The sequence below is a fragment of the Candidatus Micrarchaeota archaeon genome, assembly GCA_028866575.1.
Lineage (GTDB): Archaea > Micrarchaeota > Micrarchaeia > Micrarchaeales > Micrarchaeaceae > UBA12276.
In genome coordinates this window covers 1-22,621 of sequence record JAGWHU010000008.1, presented here as the reverse complement: position 1 = coordinate 22,621, position 22,621 = coordinate 1, and the positions used below count along the sequence as shown (strand labels likewise).

Below are 22,621 nucleotides of genomic sequence, written 5' to 3'. Positions count from 1 at the left end.
TGAAGTGGCAAATTCTAGCATAAGATACGGGGCGAGCATAAGGAAGCGCTACAACAAGATAAAGCACGAGAAGACCGCGAGGTACGTGTGCGACATGTGCGGCAAGACCTCTGTGAAAAGGATAGGCACAGGGATATGGAGGTGCAGGCACTGCGGCACGACATATGCTGGCGGCGCGTACACAATGACAACCCCTGCAGGCCAGGGCGCCAAGAGGTTCATAGAGGAAATGAAGTGAGCTGCGATGGTCAAGATAACATATTCGCCCATAAAGGAGATAGTGGTGCACGAGACCGTTATGGTAAGGTACGAGGACCTGCTCATGAGCAGGATAACGCCGGCAGGCAACATGCCGCTGTACTGGTGCAACGGCATACTTTTCAGCTTCAACTCCATGCCGATGACAAGGGACGTCATAAAGGACTATCTTGACGGCACCATACACTGGATGGAGGTGCATTACTGCGACATGAAGAAATACGAGCCCGTTGTCGAGCTGAGCGACGAGCAGTACAAGGCCACTATGCACATAAAGGTGATAGACACGTCCAGTTCGCCGCTCCATATGGAAATGATTAAATGGTTGAAAAACAAAAGATAATGTGATAAGATGGCATACATTTGCGCGAAATGCGGGAAAAAGAACAAGCTCGACAACAACGTCAGGTGCAGCTACTGCGGCTCTAGGATGATCGCCAAGAGCAGGCCCAACCTGTCAAGGGAGATAAGCACTGACTGATGCGTTGCAGGAAAACCTTATATGGTAACTAGACTAATCCTGTTGATCCCATGATCAGCGATGCAAAAGAGAGGCACCAGTACGCGGCAAGCAGCGCGAGGGCCATATCCAACATCCTTAGGAGGGATGACGGGGTCATAGAGAAGATAAAGGACACCACCTCGGCCATATGGGACAACATGTTCAGCCCGCATTCCACGGAAACAAGCGTGGATACGAGCCGCGAGGCGCTTAGGGGCATATTCGACGTGTTCGTGAAAAGCGACCTGAATTACGTCAACTATTCCTGGATATTCAACCTCGATTTGAGGATGAACAGGAGCATGATACGCGGCCCGGAGGGCAGCCTGGAAAGGCTTGTGAGGCAGGTGCCAGATGGGTACCACGTCGTAATACCTATAATGACCACGGGAATCGTCGGCGGCGCAGCTGTGCAGCAGTACCTTGGGAAAAGGTCGGCAGGTTTTGCTTTCGTTGGATTTTCGAACAGCATGCACTACATCAACGGCTTCAAGGGCAAGCTGCTCATAAGCAGTCATGACCGCGAGTTCCTGAGGCGCAGCTCCTCAAAATCCGCCATCGTGGTTGACAATTACCAGGAGGAAGGCAATTCAATGCGCCCGGTGATACGGCAATTGAGGAGGTTCGGGTTTGAAAAGGATAAAATAAGGATAATCACGGAAGGATGATTGCTGCGCCGTCACTTCTTCTGCTGTTGCTCTGCGCCGACTATTATGGTCTCCGCCACGCTCTTGACCCTTTCGTACCGCACGCTGTTCTTTGCGAAGTCCCTTGTGGTGTGGTCGCTCCTTATGAGCTGCTCGGACCTCATGAGAAGCATGCTCGCTATCCTCCCCTCATCGAAATCAACCACTATGTCCTCAACGGATCCAAGTATGCTCCCGGTATTGCTTATTATCTGCTTGCCGTAAAGCTCTGAAAGCAAAAGAGTGTCAACCATAATCATCACGTTCTCTACTTAATACACATAATCTGTTTGGATGCAAAGATTCTTATTATGTAACCCTCCAGTTCGCCCATCACGGCCTGTTTGTCGCCCTCAAGCTCTGAAATTTCGGATTCCGAGAACAGGGACCTGTTCTCAAGGACCAGGTGCTCTAGGTAGTCCTTCGTAAGATAGTAGCTCTTTGAGGCGCAGTTGCCGCAGTGGTAAATCGGCATCACCGGCACGTCCTTCCTGCTAGAGAACGCCTCGACATACCTTGAAAGCCTGAACTGCCCGCATTTAGGGCAGGGCTTGTTTATCCTTACTTCCGAGTATTCCGTTTCATCCGTTTCCTTTATGCCTGCCTCGCTGAGCGCAAGCGCAACCCGCTGCTTTATCGTATCGGCATCCGGCTTTATGAGGACCTGGTTCAGGACATAGCCGTTTCCGTCAAACGTGGTTTCCAGAGCCGCATCCTTGCGGGCCTCCCACAGCTTTATCCTGCGTTCAATCCCATTCCCGTATTCGAGCCTTATGTTGCCTTTCCCGTTGTTCGATATCAGGGCCTTACCTTCTTTCATTCAATCCCCGTGCATTATTGTATAGGTGTCTATGTCGTCTTCCGTTATTGTATTCCTCTTCTTCGCCTTTGCCCTCTTGACTGCATACTTTGCTATCCGCTTGGCCTTGCTCTCCAGTATGCGCGCTATGGCCTCGGCGGCCTTGTCGCTGATTATGACGTTCGGGTTTGAGCCGTTCTTCACTATCTTCTTTATTGTTGCTTTTGATATGTTGCGCATATGTGCACCTTTCAGCACTCAAGATCCTCCTCATAGCAAAGTGCTCGGACTTGTAAATCATCACGCTTGAGTATCATATCCCTTCCAACAAATAAATATGTTGCTATGGTGTTATATTAGGCATGTTTTGCATTGTTCTGCGTGGTGCGATGGATGATTATTACCTGAGGGGCGAGGAGAGGTTCGGGTTCCTGCTTTCGCTCGGATACTGGCTCGCCTCGAAAATGCCGCAGGTAAGGAGATTCTACGGCTTCGTGATTGATGACGTTAAGGGTTCTGGATTCTCGGATGTGCTTGACGTCGGGACCGGCCCTGGCTACATACCCACGATGCTCATGGAGGCCGGAGGCTTCAGCCACATAGGGGCTGTAGACCCTTCAAAGTACATGGTAAGTATAGCCAGGATCAGGAACAAGAATCCTAGGATAATCTTCACGACAGGATCGAGCAGGAAGATCCCGTTCAGGAGAAAATTCGGCCTTATAATATCAACTCTTTCCTTCCATCACTGGAAGAACAGGGAATCATCCCTCAGGTACCTGAGCGGCTTCCTCAAGAAGGGCGGCGAGATAAGGATATACGAATTCGACAGGGATGGCGCAAAGGGCATGGGTAGAGGCCTCGTTTCACCCCATTCCGTATCGGAAAGGGAGATGCGCGGCATAGCCAGGAAAACAGGGATGAAGGTAAAGGGAATAGCCAGAAAGGACGGCTTCATAAGGGTATCGCTGGCTGGTTAGTCCCTGAGCATTGCGAACTGCAGGCTCATCTGCGAGGATGGCGAGAAGTATTCCTTTTCAAGCGCCTTCCCTATCCTCGACATCTGCTGCTCTATGAGATCGGTCGAATGCCTGTCATTGGTGGTGATGCTGAGGAGAAGGTCCACCGTTTTTCCATTCCCGGAATCGGAAACCTGGCGCGTATCCATTGCAGGCACTGAAAAGTTGTTGGCCCTGGAAAAATCCTTCACGAAGTCCATCATCTCGTCAACCATCCCGTTGTTGGAGCTGAACCTTACTGTGTATTTGGCGGTTGACTTGAGGCTTGAGCCCCTGTACCAGGTCTCTACCTGCAGGTAGCCCTTTCCGAGGCAGACCGAGGAGCTTGCTATAGAACCCTCCTTAGTAATCATTTTATCACTTGTATGATTCAGATATTTTAGGCACTGCCTAATATAAAAACCTGATTGTTTTCCATCTTTTACGCCTTTCTGCGGCGCCCACCGCAAATCTATTTATAGCTGATACAGATAATTATATGGTGTAAAAATGAGCGTAACAGAAGTAGGAGACCCTAATTTTGATGATGAGGTCATAAAGTCAAAAACCCCGGTAATAGTCGACATATGGGCGCCGTGGTGCGGCCCGTGCAGGATGTACAGCCCGGTAATAGACGATGTTGCAAAGGAATACGAAGGAAAGTTGAAGTTCGTGAAGGTGAACGCCGATGAGAACGAGCTTACAGTTACAAAATTCAACGTCAGCAGCATACCGACTACGCTGCTCATAAAGGACGGGCAGCTCAAGGCCATGAGCGTTGGCGCCGTTCCAAAGGAGACGCTCAAGAAGTGGATAGACAAGAACATGTAATCTTTTTTGTGTATTAAAATGACAGACATCCCATTTCCAAGAGGAGTGAGGGACCTCCTGCCCAACGAGGCTCTTTTCAGGAACGAGCTGCTCAGGAAAGTGGAGAACGTCTTCAGGCTGTTCGGCTTCCTGACGATAGACACACCGTCGTTCGAGTCGCTGAAGGTGCTCAAGGCCAAGGACGCGATAGGCGCCGACACGAAGCTGATATACGAGATGAAGGACGAGCAGCTCGGGCTGAGGTACGACAACACGATGTCGCTTGCAAGGTACATCGCCATGCACCAGGAGCTCCCGATGCCGTTCAAGCGGTATTACATAGGGAAGAGCTGGAGGAGGGAGGAGCCGCAGCGGCTTAGGTACAGGGAGATAACCCAGGCGGATGCGGACATAATAGGCGGCAACAGGGCGATGGCGGATGCGGAGGTCATTGCTGCCGCTGGCGCGGTGCTCGACAGCATAGGCATAAAGTACGAGATATGCATAAACGACAGGCAGCTCATGGACAGAGTTATAGAGAAGTTCGGAGTAGGGAAGGACAAGGTTATCGGGGTGATGAGGGCGCTGGACAAGTTCGAGAAGATAGGCGAGGACGGGGTTGTCAAGGCGCTGAACGAGCTCGGAATAGAGAGCGCGGCTGTGGACCAGATAATGGAATTCGTAGGCCAGGAAGGCACCAACGAGGACAGGATGTCCTACGTAGAAAAGCTGGTAGGGGAGGACGCGACTAAGGACCTGAAGACAACGCTTGAGCTGCTTAAGGGCTATGGGATCAGGGGCGAGCCGTCGGTGGACTTTTCAACGGTCAGGGGACTTGATTATTACACTGGGATAGTATTCGAGTACAGGAAAATGGAGATGCGCGACGCATCCTTGGGCGGGGGAGGCAGGTACGACAACCTTATAGGGATATTCAGCACGAAGCCGATGACGGCCGTAGGTGTCGCCCTTGGGATTGACAGGATACTTGAGGCGCTTGACTTTTCCTCTTCCATAGAATACACGTATGCAAAGGTTTTCATAGCCAACGTCAAGGAGGGCAATTACAAATATGCCATAAGTATTGCCTCTGCATTCAGGGCGAAGGGCGTTGCGGTCGACATGAATATGGCTTCGAGGAACCTCTCCAACCAGCTGGCATATGCGAATGCGATAAAAACAAAATACGTTGCGATAGTTGGAGACAGCGAGGAGAAGATGGGCAAGCTCAAGCTAAGGAACCTTGTTGACGGGAACGAGGAAACCGTTTCCGTGGATGATGCTGTTAAGATAGTTAAAGGCGAATAGATGGCAAAATCAGACGTTGAGAAGGTAACTGAAGAGAAGATAGCAAAGGGAGGTGTGCTTGTAAAGCTGTATTTCGACATGCAGCACAAGGAGAAGGACAAGCTGCAGCCGCTGCTCGTCGATCTGATAAACGAGAGGCTGATGAAGGAGCCGGGGGTTGTGTACTGCTACGGCTCGGTAGAGGAGCCGCTGGAAAAGGAGGGCACATACATAACAAGCGCGATGGTGACGATGCTGTTCGACAAGTTCCAGCCGCTGGTCGGCGTCGCGTTCAGGTACGCGCCTGCAGGGATAGAGATACTCAAGCCGAGCAACACGATGTCTTTCAAGATATTCGAGCTGCAGGCGATGCTGATGGACCTGTCGCAGATATCGGTAGACTATTCAAAGTACATACTCGAGAAGGTGCTCAAGCCAGAGGACATAGAGAACATCAGGACGCAGCTGGAGAACAGGACAGAGACAGGAAAAAAGCTGCTTGAAAAGAAGGATGAAGCAAATCCTTGATCGTGCAACAATCTTGTTACAGCTGTTTTGCATTGTTTTTCCCATGATTGTCGGCGTTGAGCGTTTCCTAATATATATAGTTTTGCATGACAACGCCGATTGGCGTACACAGGGAAGAACCTATTTATATCTCAGGGCTCGTAAGCGAATGATAGAGCAAAGCACCGAACGATTGCAGGATTCAGTACTTTGCGGAACAGCCTTAACCGAGTGATAAAATGGACGATACGCTTACGCATGCGCTAGGGCCTACCAGGAATGGGGAGCAGGCGCACCCGAAGGGCAACAGGGTGATATGGCCGGTGGCGCTTGGCATAATAAGCCTGTTCATGCTGCCGTTCCTGGTGTCGCTATCTTTCGGAGGCCCTTCTGCAAACAACAATTCAGGAATCGGCATCATACTCAAGGCGATGGAGCCTGCGTTTCCCAAGCTGCAGTACATGGGCAACCACATAAACCCGTATTACGAGATATCGAGCTGCGGCGGCCCCGGCAGCCCTTCCAACGGCTGCGCACCCATAGGGCTTGCATCCTACGGGATATACGGCGACGCCAATCCCAAGACATACACCATAGATACCACCATACTGCTGGGCAGCGTGAGCATAAGCAGGATTGGCTCCTATAACCAGCAGGGCATGGCACCGCAGAACTCGTCCAGCCTGCAGCTCAACGGGGTGCTTGTGGTGCATGACAAGGACGGCACCACAAAGGAATACTGGATACAGCACGGAATTGAATTCATAGGCAATACGGGCACTTTCACGTCCTTGGGATCCATAACGAACCTTACCGGCAACGTAAGCAGCATATTGATAATCAACAACTCCGGAAGCTACTGCAAGCAGGATTCCGGATACGTTGTCTGCACTTCTGGTGCCACAAGAATGCACCTTCCGCTGTCGGCAGACTTGTACATGGCTGATTTCGTAGTTCCCGGAAAGGGCGTGCTCGTATACGTTGGGACAACCACGGGCAAGGATGCAGAGTACGTAACTCCGTACAGCGCATACTCGAAGGTTTCAGGAAACGACAGCTTCACCATAAACGACACAAACGTAAGCACTGCATACTTCACAGTGGATGGAAACGATTACATAAAATCAAGGAATACACTGGTTGCGCAGGATGCCGAGCTCGTATTCGGTGGCGTGGGCTCCGGAACAGAGACCACATTCGGCAGCATCAATGCCACTCTGTCCCTGAATTACTATAACCTTTCATCCGGCAGCTATATGGCCTTTCCGTCGTATTACAACTTCGGGTTCGATACAGCGGAATCAGCAGGGGGCATAAACACGAACTACAGCAACGGCCTGGAGCAGGTCGTTTCAGGTCCCCAGAAGTACGTATATCTAGGAAAATAAAAAAGACTCGTGCAACTGGCCCGACACTGCAGTCGGGTGCAAACCGCACGAATAGCAGCTTGTTCCTGTCAGTACCTTATAAATCCGTCTATGTCCGTGTTCTTCTGCATCCTCTCCTTGAGGTCAGACCTTATGCCTTCATTCTTTGCCTTGAGCCACTCGTATATGCTCTTTGCTTCGCTTACCGCCTCTTCGGATGCCACGTTCTTCCCGGACATTTCCGCGGCCATGTACTTTGAGGCCACGTTGCGCGCCGCCTCCTTCACCACGTCGGGATTCCTGCTCTCGCTTGCTATGCCGGCGAGGTGGCCGCCTATCTCCTTTGCGCTCCTGGCGTCGTTCTTGCCTACCGTGCTCAGGGTCTCGGCAGACTCCATAATCGCCTCCCTGCTGTTGTCCGTGAGGTTGAATATGGACCCGAGATAGAGCTTCACGTCAGGCTCCTCCAACTTGCCCTTGAAAACGCTTGCGCACTTTTCAAGGGTTTCCCTGGTGGCGTTGTCGATAGGTTGCGGCATGTACAATGGCCTTGGAGACGTTATCTCCTTGATCCAGTTCTCCGTCTGGACCTTGACACTGTTCATGTTGCTGTTTTTGCTTGTCATGTTTACCACTCCTATTGCCTATCAATAATTAACGAATTAAAAGAATATAGACTTATCGGTATGTTTCATATTTGGGCTTTGACATTTACATATTTATCGCCGATGGCCATTTCACACCCTATAAATCAGTCATTGAGGTAGCTTTCGGTTTATTAAGTTGCTAATGCCACCACCGATAATACCACTAATAGCACACACGAAACAAAATAAAATCAAACCGATGGGAGAAAATGAAAAATATTGTTGTAATGATGCTATTAAGGGAAAACTAATACTTGCAACGCATTTGGGCAGTCCTGTAGAATTTAAGTTAGTGTTAGCGTGTAAAAAAATAACTAAAAGAATATCAAACATGAAAATACGATTTATAATACCAATAGATATACTTGAAATTACACTTGAACTTAATTTATTCGATATAAATCCAGCTATAAAGCTACCTACTAAAGAAGCTATAAGAATAGAAAATAGGGAATATTCATAAAGGATTGCTGAGGAATTTTGTATTATGCAATTAGGAGAGTATGTATAAAAGAAATGTGACATAAAAATTGTGACGGCTAAAATAATACTAACTACAAAACCGATAGTTATTCCGATTATTACCTTTTGCAAATTTGACATGTCCATACGTCAAGTTCCTATTCGTATTAGGGCTTTGTCATATATTATGCCATGCAGTGCCGCCTTCGGTATCTTCGATATCTATCCTGTACTCATTCCTCAGTTTTTCCCTTATCCTGTCCGCTTCCTTGAATTTTTTCTCGGACCTGAGCCTGTTCCTTTCGTCGATTAGGTCCTTTGCGCCTTCAGGCAGCTCCTTCTTCTTGGTGTATTTGCCGAAATCCAGCCCAAGTATTTCGTCAAACTCCAGCAGCGCATCCAGGGCCTTCTTCGCGCCGGATTTGCTCAACCCTGCCTCGTATGCCCTGTTGGTCTCGCTTATCAGCATGTGCAGCTTTGAGAGCGCAAGCGGGGTATTTAGATCGTTGTTGAGGGCGGAGAAGAATGCGTCCCTTATCCCTTCAATCGTACCGGTGAATTCGCTATTGCCGTTGCCATGCCCCTTCCTTGAAGCCTCGGACACCTTTTCTATGAATGAGTATATGCCGTTCAGCGTATTGGTGGCATTCTCGAGGGCCTCGAAAGTGAAATTCATCTGGCTCCTGTAGTATCCGGATATTATGAGGTATTTGTAGGCGTTGACGGAATAGCCCTTGTCTACCAGGTGCTGGAGCGTGTATACGTTGCCTAGGGATTTTGACATCTTCTTCCCGTTTACCTGCAAATGCTCGACATGGATCCAGAAATTCACGAATTTCATGCCTGTTGCGGCCTCCGATTGCGCTATCTCGTTCGTATGGTGTATTGGCAGGTGGTCCACTCCCCCGGTATGTATGTCGAAATGCTCCCCGAGGTATCTCATGCTCATGGCGCTGCACTCTATGTGCCAGCCTGGAAATCCCCTGCCGTACTTTGTTTCCCACACCATTTCCTTCTCATCGCCCTTCGCGAACCTCCATACGGCGAAATCTGTAGTGTTCCTTATCCCTGCCGCCCTTTCGACCCTTGCGCCGGCTATAAGGTAATCGTTAAGCTTGTCGAACGTCAGGCCCATGAGTTGCCCGTAATCCTTGAATTTGGACGTGTCGTAATACACGCCAGTCCTGACGTTGTAAAGGTATCCCTTTTCCTCAAGCGTTGCTATGAGCCCAAGCATCTCCTTTATGTGCGCCGTGGCCTTTGGCATGACGTCAGGCATCATGAGGTTGAGCCTCCTTATGTCCTTGACGAACTCCTTTGTGTAGAACTCGGCAACCTCGTGCGCGCTCTTGTGCTCGTGCTCCGCAGTAAGGCGTATCTTGTCTTCTCCGAGGTTGGCATCGCTTACAAGGTGGCCGACATCCGTTATGTTCATGACATGCGTCACGGAATAGCCGTCGCGCATGAGCATCCTTTTCAGTATGTCGGAGAATATGTAGGGCCTTAGGTTTCCTATATGGGCGAAGTTGTATACCGTCGGGCCGCAGCTGTACATCCCAACTTTTCCCTTGGTGATGCTCCTGAACCTTTCCTTCTTGTGCGTTAAGGTATTGTATATCTCCAATGCATTGCACCGAATATCAGTATGCAGCTTATCAGCCGGAAGTGGTTATGTTCGCTGAGGCCCATTTGTCCTGCCTTGGCCTGCTCGACATGTTGAAGTCCCCTGCAGCCATGTATTTGTTCGACGTATCTGCCGCGACAACCCTAACCTGCACCGTATTCAGTATGTACTCCGTTAGCGGCAGAGTGACATTCGCGAACGTTGCCCCCGAATTGGGCGTTATCGAGATGTTATATGTGTTGTAGTGAGCAATAGCTACTACGGTGCTGTTCACATATACGCTCCTTCCGTTTACGGTCCTGAAGTTGGCCCTGAGGATCTCTATGTACAGGTTGTTGGACTGCGGGCTTATGAGCCTGAAATTGAGGAAGGGCTTCGACGGGCTTACGGTGAAGAATGAGGAGGTTATGTTGCCCGGGGCGACGCTGATTCCGCAGTTGTACGTGGTTGCGAAGTAATCGCCGGCGTAGTTGTTCCATGGTATTCCCTGGTAGCACAGCTTCGAATCAGCGTATGTTATGTTGAGCGGCGCCCTGCCGAATCCGGGGTTCGTCACGTTCCATCCGATATAGGTTCCGTCGCTGAAATTCCCGTTGTAGATGAAGTCGTAAACCAATATTGATGGCGTGGTTGTCGTGTTTATCGCCATTTTTGGTGTGCCGCAGAAGCCGCCGCCAGGGCCTGTCCTGAAAGTCACGTTATAAGACTGCGCAGGAAGCGTGAAGTTCTGCAGGAATTCCATGCACTTGTATGCCGAGCTCCTGTTGAGGTACGTTTTCCCGTCGGTGCCGACGATTTTTACGGATGCGCTGCCGCTGTTTCCTGCCGCAACCCACAGGCCAAGCAGCCCACCGGTTGACCTGCACTGCTCGGTGTACGTTGCGTTGAAGGCCAGCTCGCTGATCTGTATACTGGAGCACTCCTGCTCTGTTGGTTGCGTGTAGTTTATCGAAGTAGAGGGTGTTGAGGATTGTGAAACTGTCGAGGTTGATGTATTTGCAACGGGTATTGCTATGGTTGAGGTTGTGCCTTTTGTAGGGCCCAGGAACCTGAATCCCGTAAGTCCGTACGTCACCGCTATTACGGCCACGAGCGCCACGACATAGATTATGATAGCTTTATTCATCAATGCACCGTTACTGGTATCTATTTATTAATTCAGGTTAAATATTTATCTATTATTAATCTAATGTCTAGTCTGTATTAGACTTTTATTTGGTGCTAATCTGGGAAGCATACCTAGGAAATGGAAAAAGAAGGGAAGAATGCGCTGGAAATGGCTGAAGAAGCGAAGAAAGCGATTGAAGAGGGCGCAGAGACTCAGGGTAGGAGAGCTGTAAGCTTAGCTTTGCATCTCCTTGTTTTTCGGTATTGTCGCATAATCGGTTGTTAGACTAATCTGTCGCATTCGGTTGCTTTAAATAATTTGGCTTCCCATCGCTTTTATGGATATACCAGAGCCATTTTATGGGATAATTAAACGTAATTATTCTAAGGCGAAAACTACCCACCAGTTCTTTAATGAATGCTTTGCAGATTTGATTAAAGATTTGGGCATTGCAGAGACGGATTACCAGAAACGAGCCAAGAAAACAGGAGATATGTTTGAGTTCGCTTTCTGGTAACTTCGCAGGGGATGAACTTACATTCTTTACCTCTGGTTTTACACCTGTAAAGGAACTGCTCAACTTTATGAAAGCAGGTAAAATACCAACACGTGGAGAATCAATACTCGAAATTGGTTGTGGAGTAGGTAGATTGGTTCAACATTTTGCACCATTATACGAGAGGGCAATTGGATTAGATGTATCCGAAGAAATGGTAAGTATAGCAATTAGGAATTTAAATTATCTAAAGAATATAACAATACAGAAAGTTACGGGAGATGGAACCCTAAACTATCCTGATAAGAGTTTTGATTTAGTTTATTCGTATGGGACTTTTGGTTTTGTTGATAATAAAGCCTTAAATAGGTATATAGAAGAAACTCATAGAATTCTTAAGCAAGATGGTGCTATAGTATTCCAGATTCCAAATTACAGGAACCCAATCGGATTATTTCATGGTACTTCAGGACCATTTAATCTAACAACAAAAGAACTTACGATCGAGAGATTCAAACTACTTGTTTCTGGAAACCTAAAAAATCCAACCGAAAAAAGCAGGTTGGGAGTACCGCGTAGTGAAGAATATATCAAAGCAATGATGGACGATAAAGGATTTAATAACCTAAGAGTCGAACGCCCGTCTTTAATGAGAATTTATTATTTAGTTAGTGGATTAAAAAGGGAATAAAATGCCAAAAATCTTTATATTATCTATTATAAATGACGATAAAAAGCTTACAAAACTATTCAAAGATTTCGAGAGGAAGTACAATGGAGTCCAAAATGTTTCAGACAATTATCCCCATATAACTTTTCAAAGCGGAGAAACGAAAAATCTACAAAAAATCGAAAAAGAGCTTAAAAAAATAAGTTCTGAAAAAAAGCCAATCAAAATAGAAATTACCAGGCTAACCAATTGGTCAAAAGAGTGGATATACTACAAAATTAAGAAAACAAGTGAATTGGCTAGCCTAAATCGGATAATAAACAATATCCTTAAATCTTATGGTAAGAAACTTGCAAATGATTATAAACCTAGATTATGGGTTCCACACATTGCAGTTGGAAATAAAGTGCAAAAGAGCAAATTTCATAATGCATTTAACGAAGTAAGTTCTAAAAATATCAAAAAAGTACATAGATTAAATTCCATTTATATAGTTGAAGAAACTCCTACTGGACGATTCAAGACGATTAGAAAATACACATTATTTAGATAGTATTTCATTTATTATCATTTATATCATCTGAGATTCACTCCTTATGACAGGCTTCCGGCGAGGGCGAACTTATTTTATTCGAATTTCATTACCACTATGTCGCCCAGAAGAGGATAATGCTGCCTTGCAACTATTTCGGCATCTAGCCTTTCCATGTCCTCCTTGAAATCGTTCCACCAGCTTTCCACCATCAGTATTACGTGATCTTTCATCACGTGCCTCTTGTACGCCCTAAGGAACGGGTCTATCACCTCTCTCCCCCTGAGCCCGCCGTCCGTTGACGGGTTTGTCTTACCGGTAATCAGCGTCCTTGACCTCAGGTACGGCGGATCGAAGGATATCGTGTTGAATCTCCCCTTTATGTTGGAGAACAGGTCTGATACAACGAACTTTCCGGATACTCCATTGGTTGCGGCGTTTTCCCTGGCGCACTCAACGGCATTGGGATTCACGTCCGCAAATGTGACTTCGCATCCTTTCATCGCGCCTATTATTCCCTGTATTCCGGTTCCGGTGCCCATGTCGAGCATCTTGCCGAACGCGTATTGCTCGACGCACCTTCCCAGCATCCGCGCATCCTCCATCGGCCTGTATACCGTCTTGTGCACGTGCAGCGTTGGCTTTATCCTGTCATAGATGTGCATCGAATCCCTTGTAATCGGAATCACTTGGCAATCTTCTCGAGGAACGGATATGTTTCGTAGAGCCGCTCCTGCTCCAGCTGCTGGTAGAGCATGTAGATTATCCCAACAGTAAGCAGTATCCCCATGCCGGTGCCTATGGCCCCGGTAAGGGTTGCCAACGCGGCAAGCAGCCCTACGAATATGCTCCCAAGCACCGTAAGCGTCGGTATGTACTTGTTTAGCACGTTCTCGACTATCCTCGGATCCCTCCTGAACCCCGGTATCTGCCACCCGGTTTCCCCGAGCTGCTCAGCCAGCGCCCTTGGGTTCTGGCCCGTCAATTCAACCCAGAACTTCCCGAATATCACGCACAGGATTATCAGCACCACGGTGTATACGATGACGTGTATCCACTCGGGGACCTGCACCACACCGCCCCATGGCAGGAAAAGCGAAGTGGTATGGCTAACCAGGTATGTGAAGTATGTGCCATAGCCTCCTATGCCTCCGTAGTTTGCGGAATAGGGAAGCGGGAAAGTAGGGGATATGAGATATGTTATGCCGCCTGTCAGCTGGAGAGATGACGCACCCCCGGTTGATGCGACAGGCTGGTAATATGCTATGAAGTGGGCGAAATTGGCCAGCGATCCCTTCACATTGGCTATGAACCTGAACCACACGGTGAAGCTCAGCTCAAGCGAGGATGCGAGTATTACCGGCAATACGCTCACGTAAAGGAAGGGTATTGGCAACCTTCCTCCGACTCCCCTGAACTGCTCAAAGCTCAGCGGCAGCTCAACCTTCATCTCATATGCATATATGCTCGCCAGGAATACCACTATGGCGAAGAACAGAGGGCCGAAGGCTATTAGCGCGTTGGATATGGCTGCGGCGCCGCCAGCCTGCAGCGCGGTTATGGCCTCAGGGAGCAGTATGCTCAGTGTTCCCGCGACTATCGCGTATGACACGCCAGCTGCTATGAACATGTTTATCCCGGAGGTGATGCCGTATTTCGTCATCATCTCGTCGAGGTATATTATCACTATTGCGCCAACGGCCATCTGCGCCACCACTATTCCTATGAGCGCAGGGGATGATACCGGCACGTATCCGGTATATACGAATATGAACGACTCAACTACCGCTATTCCTATTGCAGACACCTTCTGCAGGGTCTGCAGGCGCCCCTTTTGGACGGGATCGTTCTGGTCTATGTTTATGAGCCCGGAGCCGGAGACCAATTGGAGTATTATGCTTGCGAGCACTATGGGCCCTATCCCTACAGTTATAAGGCTCCCTATCTTTGCCGCGAATATTATGCTTATGAGCTGGAGGAAGGGCTGCTGCACCGACTGCGAGTTCACGCCTATGGCGTATATGTTGTAAAGCATGAAATATACGATAAGTATGGCTCCGGTCCAGTACATCTTTTCCTTGAGCGATAGCGGCTTGGAGGGCTGGCTTATGCTGGGTATGAACTGCTCTATCGCATCTACAAATTCAAGAGCCATAAGGACCATCAAACGCCGGATTCAACTATGCGTGCTATATACGAGCCGCCCCTCTTTGAAACGTTCACCGAAAGGCCGTTCTTGAGCCTGTCCTTCATCAGGCCTTTCAGGAAGGCGATAGATATATCAACAAACTCCTTTTTAGCCTTTGTCCTGTCAAACCTAATCTCGATTTTCATGGGCTTCGATGAGATGAACCTGATGGATCCCAGGCCTAGAATGGAGTAGAGCCTTTCCGTTGCCTTTCTGAGGCGCCTCTGATCTGGCACGTATACCATTGAGCCTATTTGGTTGCCAAGGTAATACACTATACTCCCCATGTGCTCCGAATATTCGCCGCTAAGCAATATCGAGGACGACAGCGCGTAGTACTCCTCGGGGAAGTTTCCCTGCATGCGCTGCTTGGCGCCCATGCGCTCCTTTATCGATGACGCGAACCTGTCAAGGACCTCCTTGCCGCCGTGCTGGTGCAGGGGAAGCACGTTCGAGGTGGTGAAATTGCATGACTGGGAACCATTGCAGATGCATTTTTCCTCCTCGACCCTGACGTGCTGCTGCCGCGCCGCCGTGAGGAACCCGCACATGAGCCCGGCCTCGAACACATGAATCGGTATGCTAAGGTCCAGTGCCTCGGCCCTGCTGAGCCTTATGTCTATCCTGTCATTGAAGATGTTGTAGGTTATTCCCTTGTATCCAGCATTTTGCAGGAACGAGACAAGGTCCGAAACGCCTTCCTCGTACCATATGTAGTGCCTCTCGCTGTTGCGTATGTCGTACAGGGCGCGGCCTGCGGATATACCGCTCTTGTAGTACAGGCTCCTCAGCCCTGGTGTGACTGTTGAGAGCACCGATGCGAGCAGAAGCGGGTATTCAGTGGTGCGGCCCCTTGCCTTTTTGGATATTATGCTGGTGAGGAGCTCCCTTTCCCCTATGGGAATTTCATAGCGCGCAATTCCGGGCTTTTGCGCCGGCCTTGCCCTGCGGCTTGATCTTGGCGCCTTTCTTGTTTTCTTTTTTGCTTTCATATGAACCATTCAGGCCCTTTTTATTTTGCATGAGTCGCTGGACAGCTTTTCAAGATAATATCCAGAAACAAAGAGATTTATTATTATCATCGCACCGAAAATTATCGGCGCGTTCTCCGATGCTATTGTATTTATCATTGTCGCCTCCCCGGTGCCAATCGATATGGAAAGCACGTTGAACAGGATTGCCGCCTGGCATCCGCAGCCCGATAGTATGCCGCCGGCAACCGCGGTAATAGCGCTTACGGACGAAGCAGAAACCCTTGCATAGTTCTTCCTGGTGTTGCTTATGGAATAGATCGCTATAGTAAAGGTGATGGATGACGTTATTACCAGGGCGTATATCAGATACACAGGCACGGATGTTACCGGGATGCCCCTCTGCTGCACCGAAAGCAGGTATTCTATCAGGTAGTAGTATGCTACTGCTATGGCGACATTTGCTGCTATGTACTTTGGCCCGTATATGCTTCTCAGGGATTTTGCAAAGTTCATGCGAGCCCCATCCTTCTTTCCATCGCGGCTATTGCGGGAAGAGAGCATATTGGCGCGCTGTTGTTTATTGATGGGCATGTCTCTGCAATGTATACGTCCGCGGCCGCATACTCCTCGTATGCGAAAGTGCTGTTTGCCTGCTTGAGCAGGCCCAGTATCTGGCTGTGCGTCATGTACGTCAGTGGGGGGTAATTTGATATTGCTGACTGGCTGGTGCCGTTCCCGAATACCACCGCATCCGCGCCTATGTTTGCGGAGGTGCCCCAGAACGTGTACGGGGTGCCCTGGAATATGTGCTTGGCGTCCATGAACTGCATGGCTGCCTTGTAGCTCTGGTTGCTTGCACCTTCAACGAAATACGATATCGGGTCCTGCAGCGTGGGGAACTCGAATCCTGCGCTTATAGGGGAATCGTATTCCGCGCTGAAGAAGTTTATGTAGTTGCTGTGATAGTCGTTACCGTAAATAACCGACGCGTTTGAAGTGTAGTTCTGCGGGTACCAGTACAGGGTTGGGACGTCGCCGTCGCCCATCGAGCTGTATCCAACGTACAGGTTGCCGAAGGATCCGAACCTAGAGAGCGCGAGAGCCATAGCCCACCTGTTCTCGGCGCAGTATATGCAGGATATGGCGCCTATGTAGACCACGCTGGGCTTGCCGTCTATGACAAGGGAATTGTATTGAGGTGGACGGTTGAGCGAGACCTGGAACAGCGGCCCAACGTACGTGTTGTTCTGGCCCTGCTCCCCGGGTATTGACAAATTGAGCAGCTTCTCCCCGGCTATTTCGTAATTGCTGTCAGGGGCGGAGTTTATCACCGAAAGCTGCTGGCTGTTAAGGGGCGAGTTTATTCCGGTAAGCCTTTTTCCGAAGGGCTGCCCTTGCGTGTACAGCTTTATTGACGGGTATGCGATATACACCGCAAGGGCTGCCACAACAACAACCAGGAGCGCTATTATAACCTCAAGCCGCTGTATGATCTGCTTCATTCTTGCCATTGAACCACATGCGCTCCTAATATCGCAATTTACGTATTTAATCTTTTGCAACAAAAGTATATAGGTTTCTTTTATGAGAACTGCGCAGGTTGTCAAGGAGAGGCGCTTGTACAAGCAGAGCGCAAAGATGGCGGATGCACACTGCCATCTTGACTTGATAAAAGACCAGGGCATAATAAGGGAATCTGTAATCCATGGCGTGCAGTTCATGATGACCAACGGGGTCGACACCAAGTCGAACATCAGGTGCGTCGAGCTCGCGGACAACAGGCACGTCTTCGCGCTCCTCGGGATAGACCCGGAGCATGCTGATGCCACCGACGAGGAGATAGAATTCAACATCAGCATGATAAGGCAGCATGCGCACAAGATAGTCGGGATAGGCGAGATAGGGCTTGACTACGGAAGGGTGAAGGAGAGCGTTCCTGTGGAAAGGCAGAAGGAGGTGTTTGGAAGGTTTTTGGACGTAGCCAAGCAGCTGGACTTGCCGGTGAGCATACATTCCAGGGGATCAATCTCCGACATACTTGACATACTGGACAGCAAGAAAATGCGGATGGTGCACATACATTTCTTCGAAGGGAATGCACAGCAGGCCAAGGAAGTGGAGAAAAAGGGGTATATGATATCAGTGCCGCCGGTCCAAACATCAAAAAGAAATAAGGTTATAAAGGAGATAGCAATAGATAATATAATGGCAGAGAGCGATGCGCCTGTTGTTGGATCCTCGCCCAAGGACGTAGAAACCTCAATAAGGATAGTTTCGGCGGCAAAAGGGATAGACTTCAACAAGGCCGCGGGATTGCTCGCCGATAATACGGTTAAGTTCTTCAACATATATGCAAAAGATGCGCTTATGCGTTTTTGATGGGCCTGTAGCTCAGCTTGGATAGAGCGGCACCCTTCTAAACTTCTCAAAGCGGTTTGGATTAGAAGATAGGTGAAGGTCGTGGGTTCAAATCCCACCAGGCCCGGATTATTTTGGTGCTTGAATCCTTGTTCAGGTTAGCAGTACATTGTAATTAAAAGCATTCGGTTTAAATATATCTTTCCTGGTGATAATGTGTTGAAAACAAAAACATCTGAGAATGTACACCCTGAGAAATACGAGGCGGCGGTAAAGGAAGCTACTAGGATGGCACGTTTGCTTGCTAGATACTGTGATGCGAATGACCTAACTGCAATTAGCATGGATTTTGGCAGGAGCGGCACAGTGAGCTACAATGCAGCAGGGCAAGATAGGGACAGTGTAGTTATCCACTCCGAGTACCATATGCGCAAGGATTAGTTACCCTTATCATTATTTTGCACATAAGTTGAAAGATACAATGACACTATTACGAAAAACACCAGTATGGAACCGAACAGCACTGCGTCGTTTGTCTGCGTTATGTAATAGTTTCTTGCTGCATAGCTCGTTATTAGGCTCAGTATCTCGAATACTATGAAGCTTATGAACAGTATTATGTAGAATGCCTTGATCTTCTTGGTGTATTTGATCAGCAGGCCCTCAAACAGCAATGCCCCTACGAGCCCCAGCGAAAGTAGAATCGTGTATTTCACGTAATCCGGGATTGTGGCGGACTTGACGATGTACAGGAACATGAGAAGCACCGCGAATATGAAAAGCAGCACCTTTATTATCGTGTTAAGATCCCTTTTCTTCCCAAGTCCCCTGTCCTCCTTTTTCATGTTTGCGTGCCTTTGGCCGCTTTCGTGGCGCATCTCCTCCTTGTATGCCTTTTCAAGGTCTGTGTCGCTCTTCGGGAGCCTGTCAACTATGAAGAAAGAGAACAGCAGTATAGGAAGACCTATTGCGAACCCGAGGATGTCGAGTATGAACGCAGCGGTTATCGCAAGCAGCAACCCGTTTACGAATATCCAGATCTCGGAATTTGTCACGAAAGAGGAAAAGAACACCTCCTCCTGGTATTCATTTGCAAGCCTCTTGTAATTGTGGAACAGTTCAGATATGCTGTACGAGGCGTATATGAAAACCGCTATTGAAACCATGAGGAAAAGGACGTAAACCTGCGCGCTTGACAGTATCTTTATGTCGTATATTATGAACGCAACCAGCAACAGGACCAGGAGTATGCTCCCCTTCTTCGTCATTTTCATTTTCTCCATATTTATTAACATCAATTTGCTTAAAGCACTTTGCCCATCGGGAATGCGCATTCATTTTCCGAGAGCGGATTTTATCGCATCGTAAAACCCGCCGGATGATGCGCTTGCCTCCCAGAAGAACGCCCCGTATCCGTCCCCCATGTTTTTACTCAGTTTCTTCGACAACTCGGCTGGCTTTTCCTCGAAGAGCTGGTACCCTATGGACAACTTGGATTTGTCCTTCAGCTTCGATGAATAGCTGATTATGTCATTATCTGAGGGGTCGAACATCAGCAGAAGATGGTTTGCGTATGGCTCCAGCAGCTTTGGATCTATGCTTTTGTCCTCCCACCTTGCAAACGTTACCGAGATCGTGTAGTCCTTTCCCAATCGGTTCAGCGCATCGTGCAATTCCTTAACAAGTGTAGCGTACTGTTCCTTGTCGAAATCGCCCGGACTCGTATTCTCAAAGTCCATCTGCACGCCATCGTAGCCTTTCTCTTCCAGCTCGTTGGCTATGCTGTCAACCAGCGCCGCCCTTGACGATTGGCTTGAGAGTATGCCGTTCACGATGTTCGGGAATATGCCTGCCCCGCCAACGGCCACCGTTGCCTTGACTCCGTTGTCGTGCGCATTCCCTATTACCTTTTTCACATCCACGGCATCGCCGTCATATTGTATGGATCCGTCCTTGGCCGGCACCATCCTGAATACGGACAGCTCGGTTATGGCATTCCAGTCTATGGAATCGTATCCGTTATCTGCGCTCCACGTTATGAGGTTCAGCATTACGTGCCTATTGCCCCCCATCCCGCAACTACCTCTCTTCTTCTCGCCTCCTCCTTTCCTGCTCCTCCATTACCCTTCTCTGCTCCTCCTGCCTTCTTTTTTCCTCCTCCTCCTGCTTCCTTCTGCGCTCTTCGGCCTTCTTTTTCTCCTCCTCGTATTTTTTAATGCGCGCTTCCTCCTCCAGCCTTCTCTTCTCTATTTCCTCCTTCATCCTCTTCTCCGCCTCCAGTTTTTTCCTTTTGGCGTTCTCCTTCATTATCATTCCCATAAGCTTCTGGTTCGTCATCTCACGCTCGTTCCTCCTGCGCTGCTCCTCCTCCCTGCGCCTGAGGTCCTCCTCGTGCCTTTTCCGCCTTTCCTCCTGCTGCTGCTTGGCCTCATCCTGCCTTTTCTTCACCAGCTCCTGCTGCACCTGGAGGTCCTCCTTGACCTTCCTCTTGAGCTCCTCCTCCTTTTTCATCCTGAGCTCAAGCTCGCTTTTCTTCTGTTTTTCCATCTCGGCCCTTGCCGCAGCTTCGGCCTGCTCGCGCTCCTTCTGCTTTGCCTTCCTGCGCTTCTCCTCCTGCTCGTCGTATTCCGACATTAGACCGCCATTGCATTTACCAATTAGATTACAGGTTTATAAGGCTGACCCATTAGTTTGGTTTACCGGTGCAGAACATGGGTTTATGCCGCAAATGGGAAAAGTATATATAGGGGTTTTGACAACAAGTATATGGTAAGGACATGGTTCATAGGGCGATGCCAAGGCTCATGGCCATGAGGGGGTAAAATTGGCACTAAAAGAGATTTTCAGCACAAGGGAAGACGCAGCCTTAGACCAGGAGTCTATAGGCTCTCTGTACTTATGGCTTACAAAGGACCTCAAGCCCAATACAGTCGCGATAGAGATAGGGCCTGATGCTGCCAATTCCGCGATGTACCTGGCGAAATTCGAAAACATATCAAGGGTATATGTCCTCGGCCACGACCACAAAAGGGCCGAGAGGAGCATAGAGGGATACGCACACGGCAGGAAAATAGAGAATACTGCGGTAGGCTTGAGGCCTGAAAATCCGACAGCACTAAGGCATTACCTTACGCATAATTCCAGCTTCCACTGGCCCATCATAATGAGATGCGACATAGGCGGAAGCGAGGAAAAGCTCTTCAGCAACATGCAAAGCGGCGATCTCTCGGGAATACACAAGCTGATGATAAGCGTATACGGCACGGAGAATGCGATGAAGACGATGCTTGAGAGCAACGGTTTCAAGACGGCATACAAGCCGCTGAACGGAATATTGTCCAAGAGATCCGGTACATTGTACGCATGGAGGTAGGCTCCTGGCCATCTTGTGCAGTCAACTTTTCCTGCTTATTTTGAGGCAAGTGCTGCAGATATGTCATTGTATATTGTAGAGTTCATGAACTGCGCCTGCCAGAAGAATATCCCGTATCCGTTTTGTACATCAGTGACCAGATTCTGGGCTATGTTTTGCGCCCCGCTCGGATCCGTTAGATCATAGCCTGCTGATAGCTTGGATTTGCCAACCTGTCCGGCATAGTAGTTCAGCTCGCTAATCGAGGGGTTGAACATCATGTCGAAATGCGTTGCATAAGGCGCAAGCGCAGGAAGGTTGAAGCTGGATATGTCCCAATTGGCGAATTCCACGTTTATTACGTAGTTCGGGTTCCTGGACCAGAGCGCTGCGGAGAGCTGCTGCATGAATGCGGTGAATGCATCCCTGTTGAAGCTGCCCTCGAAGTCTATCTGCACGCCATCGTAGCCGTTGGCCTGCACCTCATTGACTATGTTGTTGACAAGATTGTCCCTGTATGTTGGGTTCGATATCGTGCTGTTTATCGCATCTGTGCTTACCCCCCACCCGCCTATTGCAACAAGTGCCTTTACGTCGTGGGAATGGGCGTTGCTTATTATGGCGGCGAGATTGGAAAGTGTACCGTCGCTGGAAAGCGAGCCGTCGTAATTCGGCATAAGATGAAAAACGTCGAGCTCTGTTATGTCCTGCCACTGTATCGATGAGTATCCATTGCTGTTTGTCCATGTGACTAGGTTGGTCATCACCCTTGTGGGAGATTTGCTGGTTTGAATCACCCCAGCATTCACCACAACGGGCATTTGGTTGCTCACGGTTACAATGTGCTGTTGTGAGGAATCGGTGCATACCGATTCGAACATGAACGTGTTGCCGTTAGTCAGCGAATATGCGGTGAACGAGACGCTGTTGGGCGTTGCGGAATCATAGACAAGGACGTTGGAGCCCTGCTGCCTCGATCCTGTCACGTTGTATAGC

32 protein-coding genes and 1 tRNA gene are annotated in these 22,621 nt (G+C 49.0%); 17 read left to right on the top strand and 16 right to left on the bottom strand.

The genetic code is table 11. From position 1 onward, the window contains the following. Positions 1-4: 4 nt before the first annotated feature. The 4 genes from rpl37ae to KGI06_04970 are packed head-to-tail and all read left to right on the top strand — an operon-like array spanning position 5 to position 1,428. Complete coding sequence (gene rpl37ae, locus KGI06_04985) at positions 5-238, top strand: 50S ribosomal protein L37ae (GenBank protein ID MDE1871562.1); 234 nt, start codon at positions 5-7, stop codon at positions 236-238. Between the two features lie 6 nt (positions 239-244). Next, on the top strand, positions 245-601 hold the full coding sequence (locus KGI06_04980) for a hypothetical protein (GenBank protein MDE1871561.1): 357 nt from the start codon (positions 245-247) through the stop codon (positions 599-601). A gap of 9 nt (positions 602-610) precedes the next feature. Beyond that, complete coding sequence (locus KGI06_04975) at positions 611-739, top strand: zinc-ribbon domain-containing protein (protein ID MDE1871560.1); 129 nt, start codon at positions 611-613, stop codon at positions 737-739. Positions 740-789: 50 nt separating this feature from the next. After that, complete coding sequence (locus tag KGI06_04970) at positions 790-1,428, top strand: hypothetical protein (protein ID MDE1871559.1); 639 nt, start codon at positions 790-792, stop codon at positions 1,426-1,428. 11 nt (positions 1,429-1,439) lie between these two features. On the opposite strand, the gene KGI06_04965 is transcribed toward KGI06_04970, so the two are convergent. The 3 genes from KGI06_04965 to KGI06_04955 are packed head-to-tail and all read right to left on the bottom strand — an operon-like array spanning position 1,440 to position 2,485. Continuing rightward, positions 1,440-1,700 (bottom strand): PRC-barrel domain-containing protein, encoded by a 261-nt coding sequence (locus KGI06_04965; GenBank protein ID MDE1871558.1) that lies wholly within the window; start codon positions 1,698-1,700, stop codon positions 1,440-1,442. Between the two features lie 14 nt (positions 1,701-1,714). Continuing rightward, positions 1,715-2,266 carry a hypothetical protein gene (locus KGI06_04960; GenBank protein ID MDE1871557.1) on the bottom strand — a complete coding sequence of 184 codons (552 nt, stop codon included), beginning with the start codon at positions 2,264-2,266 and terminating at the stop codon, positions 1,715-1,717. Beyond that, positions 2,267-2,485, bottom strand: coding sequence for an NFYB/HAP3 family transcription factor subunit (locus KGI06_04955; protein ID MDE1871556.1), 219 nt, complete (start codon positions 2,483-2,485; stop codon positions 2,267-2,269). It lies immediately after the preceding gene. A gap of 149 nt (positions 2,486-2,634) precedes the next feature. Here KGI06_04955 and KGI06_04950 point away from each other — a divergent pair, with 149 nt between their 5' ends. Beyond that, the gene (locus tag KGI06_04950; GenBank protein MDE1871555.1) at positions 2,635-3,225 is read left to right on the top strand and encodes a class I SAM-dependent methyltransferase; all 591 of its coding nucleotides are present in this window, start codon (positions 2,635-2,637) and stop codon (positions 3,223-3,225) included. On the opposite strand, the gene KGI06_04945 is transcribed toward KGI06_04950, so the two are convergent. Next, entirely contained in the window at positions 3,222-3,617 is a 396-nt protein-coding gene (locus KGI06_04945; protein MDE1871554.1) for a hypothetical protein, read from the bottom strand. The two genes, KGI06_04950 and KGI06_04945, sit on opposite strands and share 4 nt — an antisense overlap. A 136-nt stretch (positions 3,618-3,753) precedes the next feature. Between KGI06_04945 and trxA the strand changes: the two genes are divergently transcribed. The 4 genes from trxA (at position 3,754) to KGI06_04925 (ending at position 7,235) form a co-directional block, all read left to right on the top strand. Continuing rightward, positions 3,754-4,074: a thioredoxin gene (trxA, locus tag KGI06_04940; GenBank protein ID MDE1871553.1), complete on the top strand. Its 321-nt coding sequence runs from the start codon at positions 3,754-3,756 to the stop codon at positions 4,072-4,074. A gap of 18 nt (positions 4,075-4,092) precedes the next feature. Then, positions 4,093-5,361 carry a histidine--tRNA ligase gene (hisS, locus tag KGI06_04935; GenBank protein MDE1871552.1) on the top strand — a complete coding sequence of 423 codons (1,269 nt, stop codon included), beginning with the start codon at positions 4,093-4,095 and terminating at the stop codon, positions 5,359-5,361. Beyond that, positions 5,362-5,868: a hypothetical protein gene (locus KGI06_04930; protein MDE1871551.1), complete on the top strand. Its 507-nt coding sequence runs from the start codon at positions 5,362-5,364 to the stop codon at positions 5,866-5,868. Positions 5,869-6,086: 218 nt separating this feature from the next. Next, positions 6,087-7,235 (top strand): thermopsin family protease, encoded by a 1,149-nt coding sequence (locus KGI06_04925; GenBank protein MDE1871550.1) that lies wholly within the window; start codon positions 6,087-6,089, stop codon positions 7,233-7,235. A 68-nt stretch (positions 7,236-7,303) separates the two neighbouring features. Here the strand turns inward: KGI06_04925 and KGI06_04920 are convergent, their stop codons facing one another. Then, positions 7,304-7,840 (bottom strand): hypothetical protein, encoded by a 537-nt coding sequence (locus KGI06_04920; GenBank protein MDE1871549.1) that lies wholly within the window; start codon positions 7,838-7,840, stop codon positions 7,304-7,306. Between the two features lie 220 nt (positions 7,841-8,060). Here KGI06_04920 and KGI06_04915 point away from each other — a divergent pair, with 220 nt between their 5' ends. Next, positions 8,061-8,324, top strand: coding sequence for a hypothetical protein (locus tag KGI06_04915; GenBank protein ID MDE1871548.1), 264 nt, complete (start codon positions 8,061-8,063; stop codon positions 8,322-8,324). 177 nt (positions 8,325-8,501) lie between these two features. On the opposite strand, the gene cysS is transcribed toward KGI06_04915, so the two are convergent. Continuing rightward, a complete protein-coding gene (cysS, locus tag KGI06_04910; GenBank protein MDE1871547.1) occupies positions 8,502-9,947 on the bottom strand; it encodes a cysteine--tRNA ligase in 1,446 nt (481 codons plus the stop codon). A 31-nt stretch (positions 9,948-9,978) separates the two neighbouring features. Beyond that, entirely contained in the window at positions 9,979-11,073 is a 1,095-nt protein-coding gene (locus tag KGI06_04905) for a hypothetical protein (GenBank protein ID MDE1871546.1), read from the bottom strand. Positions 11,074-11,392: 319 nt separating this feature from the next. On the opposite strand from KGI06_04905, the gene KGI06_04900 reads away from it, so the two are divergent. From KGI06_04900 to KGI06_04890, 3 genes are read left to right on the top strand one after another with little or no spacing between them, the layout of a single operon-like run. Then, entirely contained in the window at positions 11,393-11,572 is a 180-nt protein-coding gene (locus KGI06_04900) for a hypothetical protein (GenBank protein ID MDE1871545.1), read from the top strand. Next, positions 11,553-12,242 (top strand): class I SAM-dependent methyltransferase, encoded by a 690-nt coding sequence (locus tag KGI06_04895; GenBank protein ID MDE1871544.1) that lies wholly within the window; start codon positions 11,553-11,555, stop codon positions 12,240-12,242. Before KGI06_04900 ends, KGI06_04895 begins: the two co-directional genes overlap by 20 nt. A gap of 1 nt (position 12,243) precedes the next feature. Next, positions 12,244-12,774: a 2'-5' RNA ligase family protein gene (locus tag KGI06_04890; protein MDE1871543.1), complete on the top strand. Its 531-nt coding sequence runs from the start codon at positions 12,244-12,246 to the stop codon at positions 12,772-12,774. A gap of 74 nt (positions 12,775-12,848) precedes the next feature. Here KGI06_04890 and KGI06_04885 read toward each other — a convergent pair whose 3' ends face one another. Genes KGI06_04885 through KGI06_04865 form a run of 5 tightly spaced genes read right to left on the bottom strand, consistent with a single transcriptional unit; the run spans position 12,849 to position 17,426 of the window. Further along, complete coding sequence (locus KGI06_04885) at positions 12,849-13,418, bottom strand: methyltransferase (GenBank protein MDE1871542.1); 570 nt, start codon at positions 13,416-13,418, stop codon at positions 12,849-12,851. A 20-nt stretch (positions 13,419-13,438) separates the two neighbouring features. Next, entirely contained in the window at positions 13,439-14,908 is a 1,470-nt protein-coding gene (secY, locus tag KGI06_04880) for a preprotein translocase subunit SecY (GenBank protein ID MDE1871541.1), read from the bottom strand. An 8-nt stretch (positions 14,909-14,916) separates the two neighbouring features. Beyond that, positions 14,917-15,933, bottom strand: coding sequence for a 4-vinyl reductase (locus tag KGI06_04875; GenBank protein MDE1871540.1), 1,017 nt, complete (start codon positions 15,931-15,933; stop codon positions 14,917-14,919). Between the two features lie 9 nt (positions 15,934-15,942). Continuing rightward, positions 15,943-16,428, bottom strand: a complete 486-nt coding sequence (locus KGI06_04870) for a hypothetical protein (protein MDE1871539.1) — start codon at positions 16,426-16,428, stop codon at positions 15,943-15,945. Beyond that, positions 16,425-17,426, bottom strand: coding sequence for a DUF929 family protein (locus KGI06_04865; protein ID MDE1871538.1), 1,002 nt, complete (start codon positions 17,424-17,426; stop codon positions 16,425-16,427). The genes KGI06_04870 and KGI06_04865 overlap by 4 nt, the downstream gene beginning before the upstream one ends. Before the next feature lie 73 nt (positions 17,427-17,499). Between KGI06_04865 and KGI06_04860 the strand changes: the two genes are divergently transcribed. From KGI06_04860 to KGI06_04850, 3 genes are all read left to right on the top strand, one after another. Further along, a complete protein-coding gene (locus tag KGI06_04860; GenBank protein MDE1871537.1) occupies positions 17,500-18,294 on the top strand; it encodes a TatD family hydrolase in 795 nt (264 codons plus the stop codon). A 1-nt stretch (position 18,295) separates the two neighbouring features. Further along, positions 18,296-18,400: transfer RNA gene (locus KGI06_04855), tRNA-Arg, on the top strand. 92 nt (positions 18,401-18,492) lie between these two features. Next, complete coding sequence (locus KGI06_04850; GenBank protein ID MDE1871536.1) at positions 18,493-18,714, top strand: hypothetical protein; 222 nt, start codon at positions 18,493-18,495, stop codon at positions 18,712-18,714. Here KGI06_04850 and KGI06_04845 read toward each other — a convergent pair. Genes KGI06_04845 through KGI06_04835 form a run of 3 tightly spaced genes read right to left on the bottom strand, consistent with a single transcriptional unit; the run spans position 18,711 to position 20,907 of the window. Beyond that, positions 18,711-19,556 (bottom strand): hypothetical protein, encoded by an 846-nt coding sequence (locus KGI06_04845; protein ID MDE1871535.1) that lies wholly within the window; start codon positions 19,554-19,556, stop codon positions 18,711-18,713. The genes KGI06_04850 and KGI06_04845 overlap by 4 nt on opposite strands. A 51-nt stretch (positions 19,557-19,607) precedes the next feature. Beyond that, positions 19,608-20,345, bottom strand: a complete 738-nt coding sequence (locus KGI06_04840) for a hypothetical protein (GenBank protein ID MDE1871534.1) — start codon at positions 20,343-20,345, stop codon at positions 19,608-19,610. Between the two features lie 7 nt (positions 20,346-20,352). After that, positions 20,353-20,907, bottom strand: coding sequence for a hypothetical protein (locus KGI06_04835; GenBank protein ID MDE1871533.1), 555 nt, complete (start codon positions 20,905-20,907; stop codon positions 20,353-20,355). A 190-nt stretch (positions 20,908-21,097) separates the two neighbouring features. Between KGI06_04835 and KGI06_04830 the strand changes: the two genes are divergently transcribed. Next, on the top strand, positions 21,098-21,646 hold the full coding sequence (locus KGI06_04830) for a hypothetical protein (GenBank protein MDE1871532.1): 549 nt from the start codon (positions 21,098-21,100) through the stop codon (positions 21,644-21,646). Between the two features lie 35 nt (positions 21,647-21,681). Here the strand turns inward: KGI06_04830 and KGI06_04825 are convergent. Then, a partial coding sequence (locus KGI06_04825; protein ID MDE1871531.1) for a hypothetical protein occupies positions 21,682-22,621 on the bottom strand: 940 nt, incomplete at its 5' end.

Excerpts from the sequence above, each read along its gene's own strand:
- KGI06_04980 (MDE1871561.1), top strand. The coding sequence starts at position 245 with ATGGTCAAGATAACATATTCGCCCATAAAGGAGATAGTGGTGCACGAG.
- KGI06_04975 (MDE1871560.1), top strand. The coding sequence starts at position 611 with ATGGCATACATTTGCGCGAAATGCGGGAAAAAGAACAAGCTCGACAAC.
- KGI06_04970 (MDE1871559.1), top strand. The coding sequence starts at position 790 with ATGATCAGCGATGCAAAAGAGAGGCACCAGTACGCGGCAAGCAGCGCG.
- KGI06_04965 (MDE1871558.1), bottom strand. The coding sequence starts at position 1,700 with ATGGTTGACACTCTTTTGCTTTCAGAGCTTTACGGCAAGCAGATAATA.
- KGI06_04960 (MDE1871557.1), bottom strand. The coding sequence starts at position 2,266 with ATGAAAGAAGGTAAGGCCCTGATATCGAACAACGGGAAAGGCAACATA.
- KGI06_04955 (MDE1871556.1), bottom strand. The coding sequence starts at position 2,485 with ATGCGCAACATATCAAAAGCAACAATAAAGAAGATAGTGAAGAACGGC.
- KGI06_04950 (MDE1871555.1), top strand. The coding sequence starts at position 2,635 with ATGGATGATTATTACCTGAGGGGCGAGGAGAGGTTCGGGTTCCTGCTT.
- KGI06_04945 (MDE1871554.1), bottom strand. The coding sequence starts at position 3,617 with ATGATTACTAAGGAGGGTTCTATAGCAAGCTCCTCGGTCTGCCTCGGA.
- trxA (MDE1871553.1), top strand. The coding sequence starts at position 3,754 with ATGAGCGTAACAGAAGTAGGAGACCCTAATTTTGATGATGAGGTCATA.
- hisS (MDE1871552.1), top strand. The coding sequence starts at position 4,093 with ATGACAGACATCCCATTTCCAAGAGGAGTGAGGGACCTCCTGCCCAAC.
- KGI06_04930 (MDE1871551.1), top strand. The coding sequence starts at position 5,362 with ATGGCAAAATCAGACGTTGAGAAGGTAACTGAAGAGAAGATAGCAAAG.
- KGI06_04925 (MDE1871550.1), top strand. The coding sequence starts at position 6,087 with ATGGACGATACGCTTACGCATGCGCTAGGGCCTACCAGGAATGGGGAG.
- KGI06_04920 (MDE1871549.1), bottom strand. The coding sequence starts at position 7,840 with ATGACAAGCAAAAACAGCAACATGAACAGTGTCAAGGTCCAGACGGAG.
- KGI06_04915 (MDE1871548.1), top strand. The coding sequence starts at position 8,061 with ATGGGAGAAAATGAAAAATATTGTTGTAATGATGCTATTAAGGGAAAA.
- KGI06_04905 (MDE1871546.1), bottom strand. The coding sequence starts at position 11,073 with ATGAATAAAGCTATCATAATCTATGTCGTGGCGCTCGTGGCCGTAATA.
- KGI06_04900 (MDE1871545.1), top strand. The coding sequence starts at position 11,393 with ATGGATATACCAGAGCCATTTTATGGGATAATTAAACGTAATTATTCT.
- KGI06_04890 (MDE1871543.1), top strand. The coding sequence starts at position 12,244 with ATGCCAAAAATCTTTATATTATCTATTATAAATGACGATAAAAAGCTT.
- KGI06_04885 (MDE1871542.1), bottom strand. The coding sequence starts at position 13,418 with ATGCACATCTATGACAGGATAAAGCCAACGCTGCACGTGCACAAGACG.
- secY (MDE1871541.1), bottom strand. The coding sequence starts at position 14,908 with ATGGCTCTTGAATTTGTAGATGCGATAGAGCAGTTCATACCCAGCATA.
- KGI06_04875 (MDE1871540.1), bottom strand. The coding sequence starts at position 15,933 with ATGAAAGCAAAAAAGAAAACAAGAAAGGCGCCAAGATCAAGCCGCAGG.
- KGI06_04870 (MDE1871539.1), bottom strand. The coding sequence starts at position 16,428 with ATGAACTTTGCAAAATCCCTGAGAAGCATATACGGGCCAAAGTACATA.
- KGI06_04865 (MDE1871538.1), bottom strand. The coding sequence starts at position 17,426 with ATGGCAAGAATGAAGCAGATCATACAGCGGCTTGAGGTTATAATAGCG.
- KGI06_04860 (MDE1871537.1), top strand. The coding sequence starts at position 17,500 with ATGAGAACTGCGCAGGTTGTCAAGGAGAGGCGCTTGTACAAGCAGAGC.
- KGI06_04845 (MDE1871535.1), bottom strand. The coding sequence starts at position 19,556 with ATGGAGAAAATGAAAATGACGAAGAAGGGGAGCATACTCCTGGTCCTG.
- KGI06_04840 (MDE1871534.1), bottom strand. The coding sequence starts at position 20,345 with ATGGGGGGCAATAGGCACGTAATGCTGAACCTCATAACGTGGAGCGCA.
- KGI06_04835 (MDE1871533.1), bottom strand. The coding sequence starts at position 20,907 with ATGTCGGAATACGACGAGCAGGAGGAGAAGCGCAGGAAGGCAAAGCAG.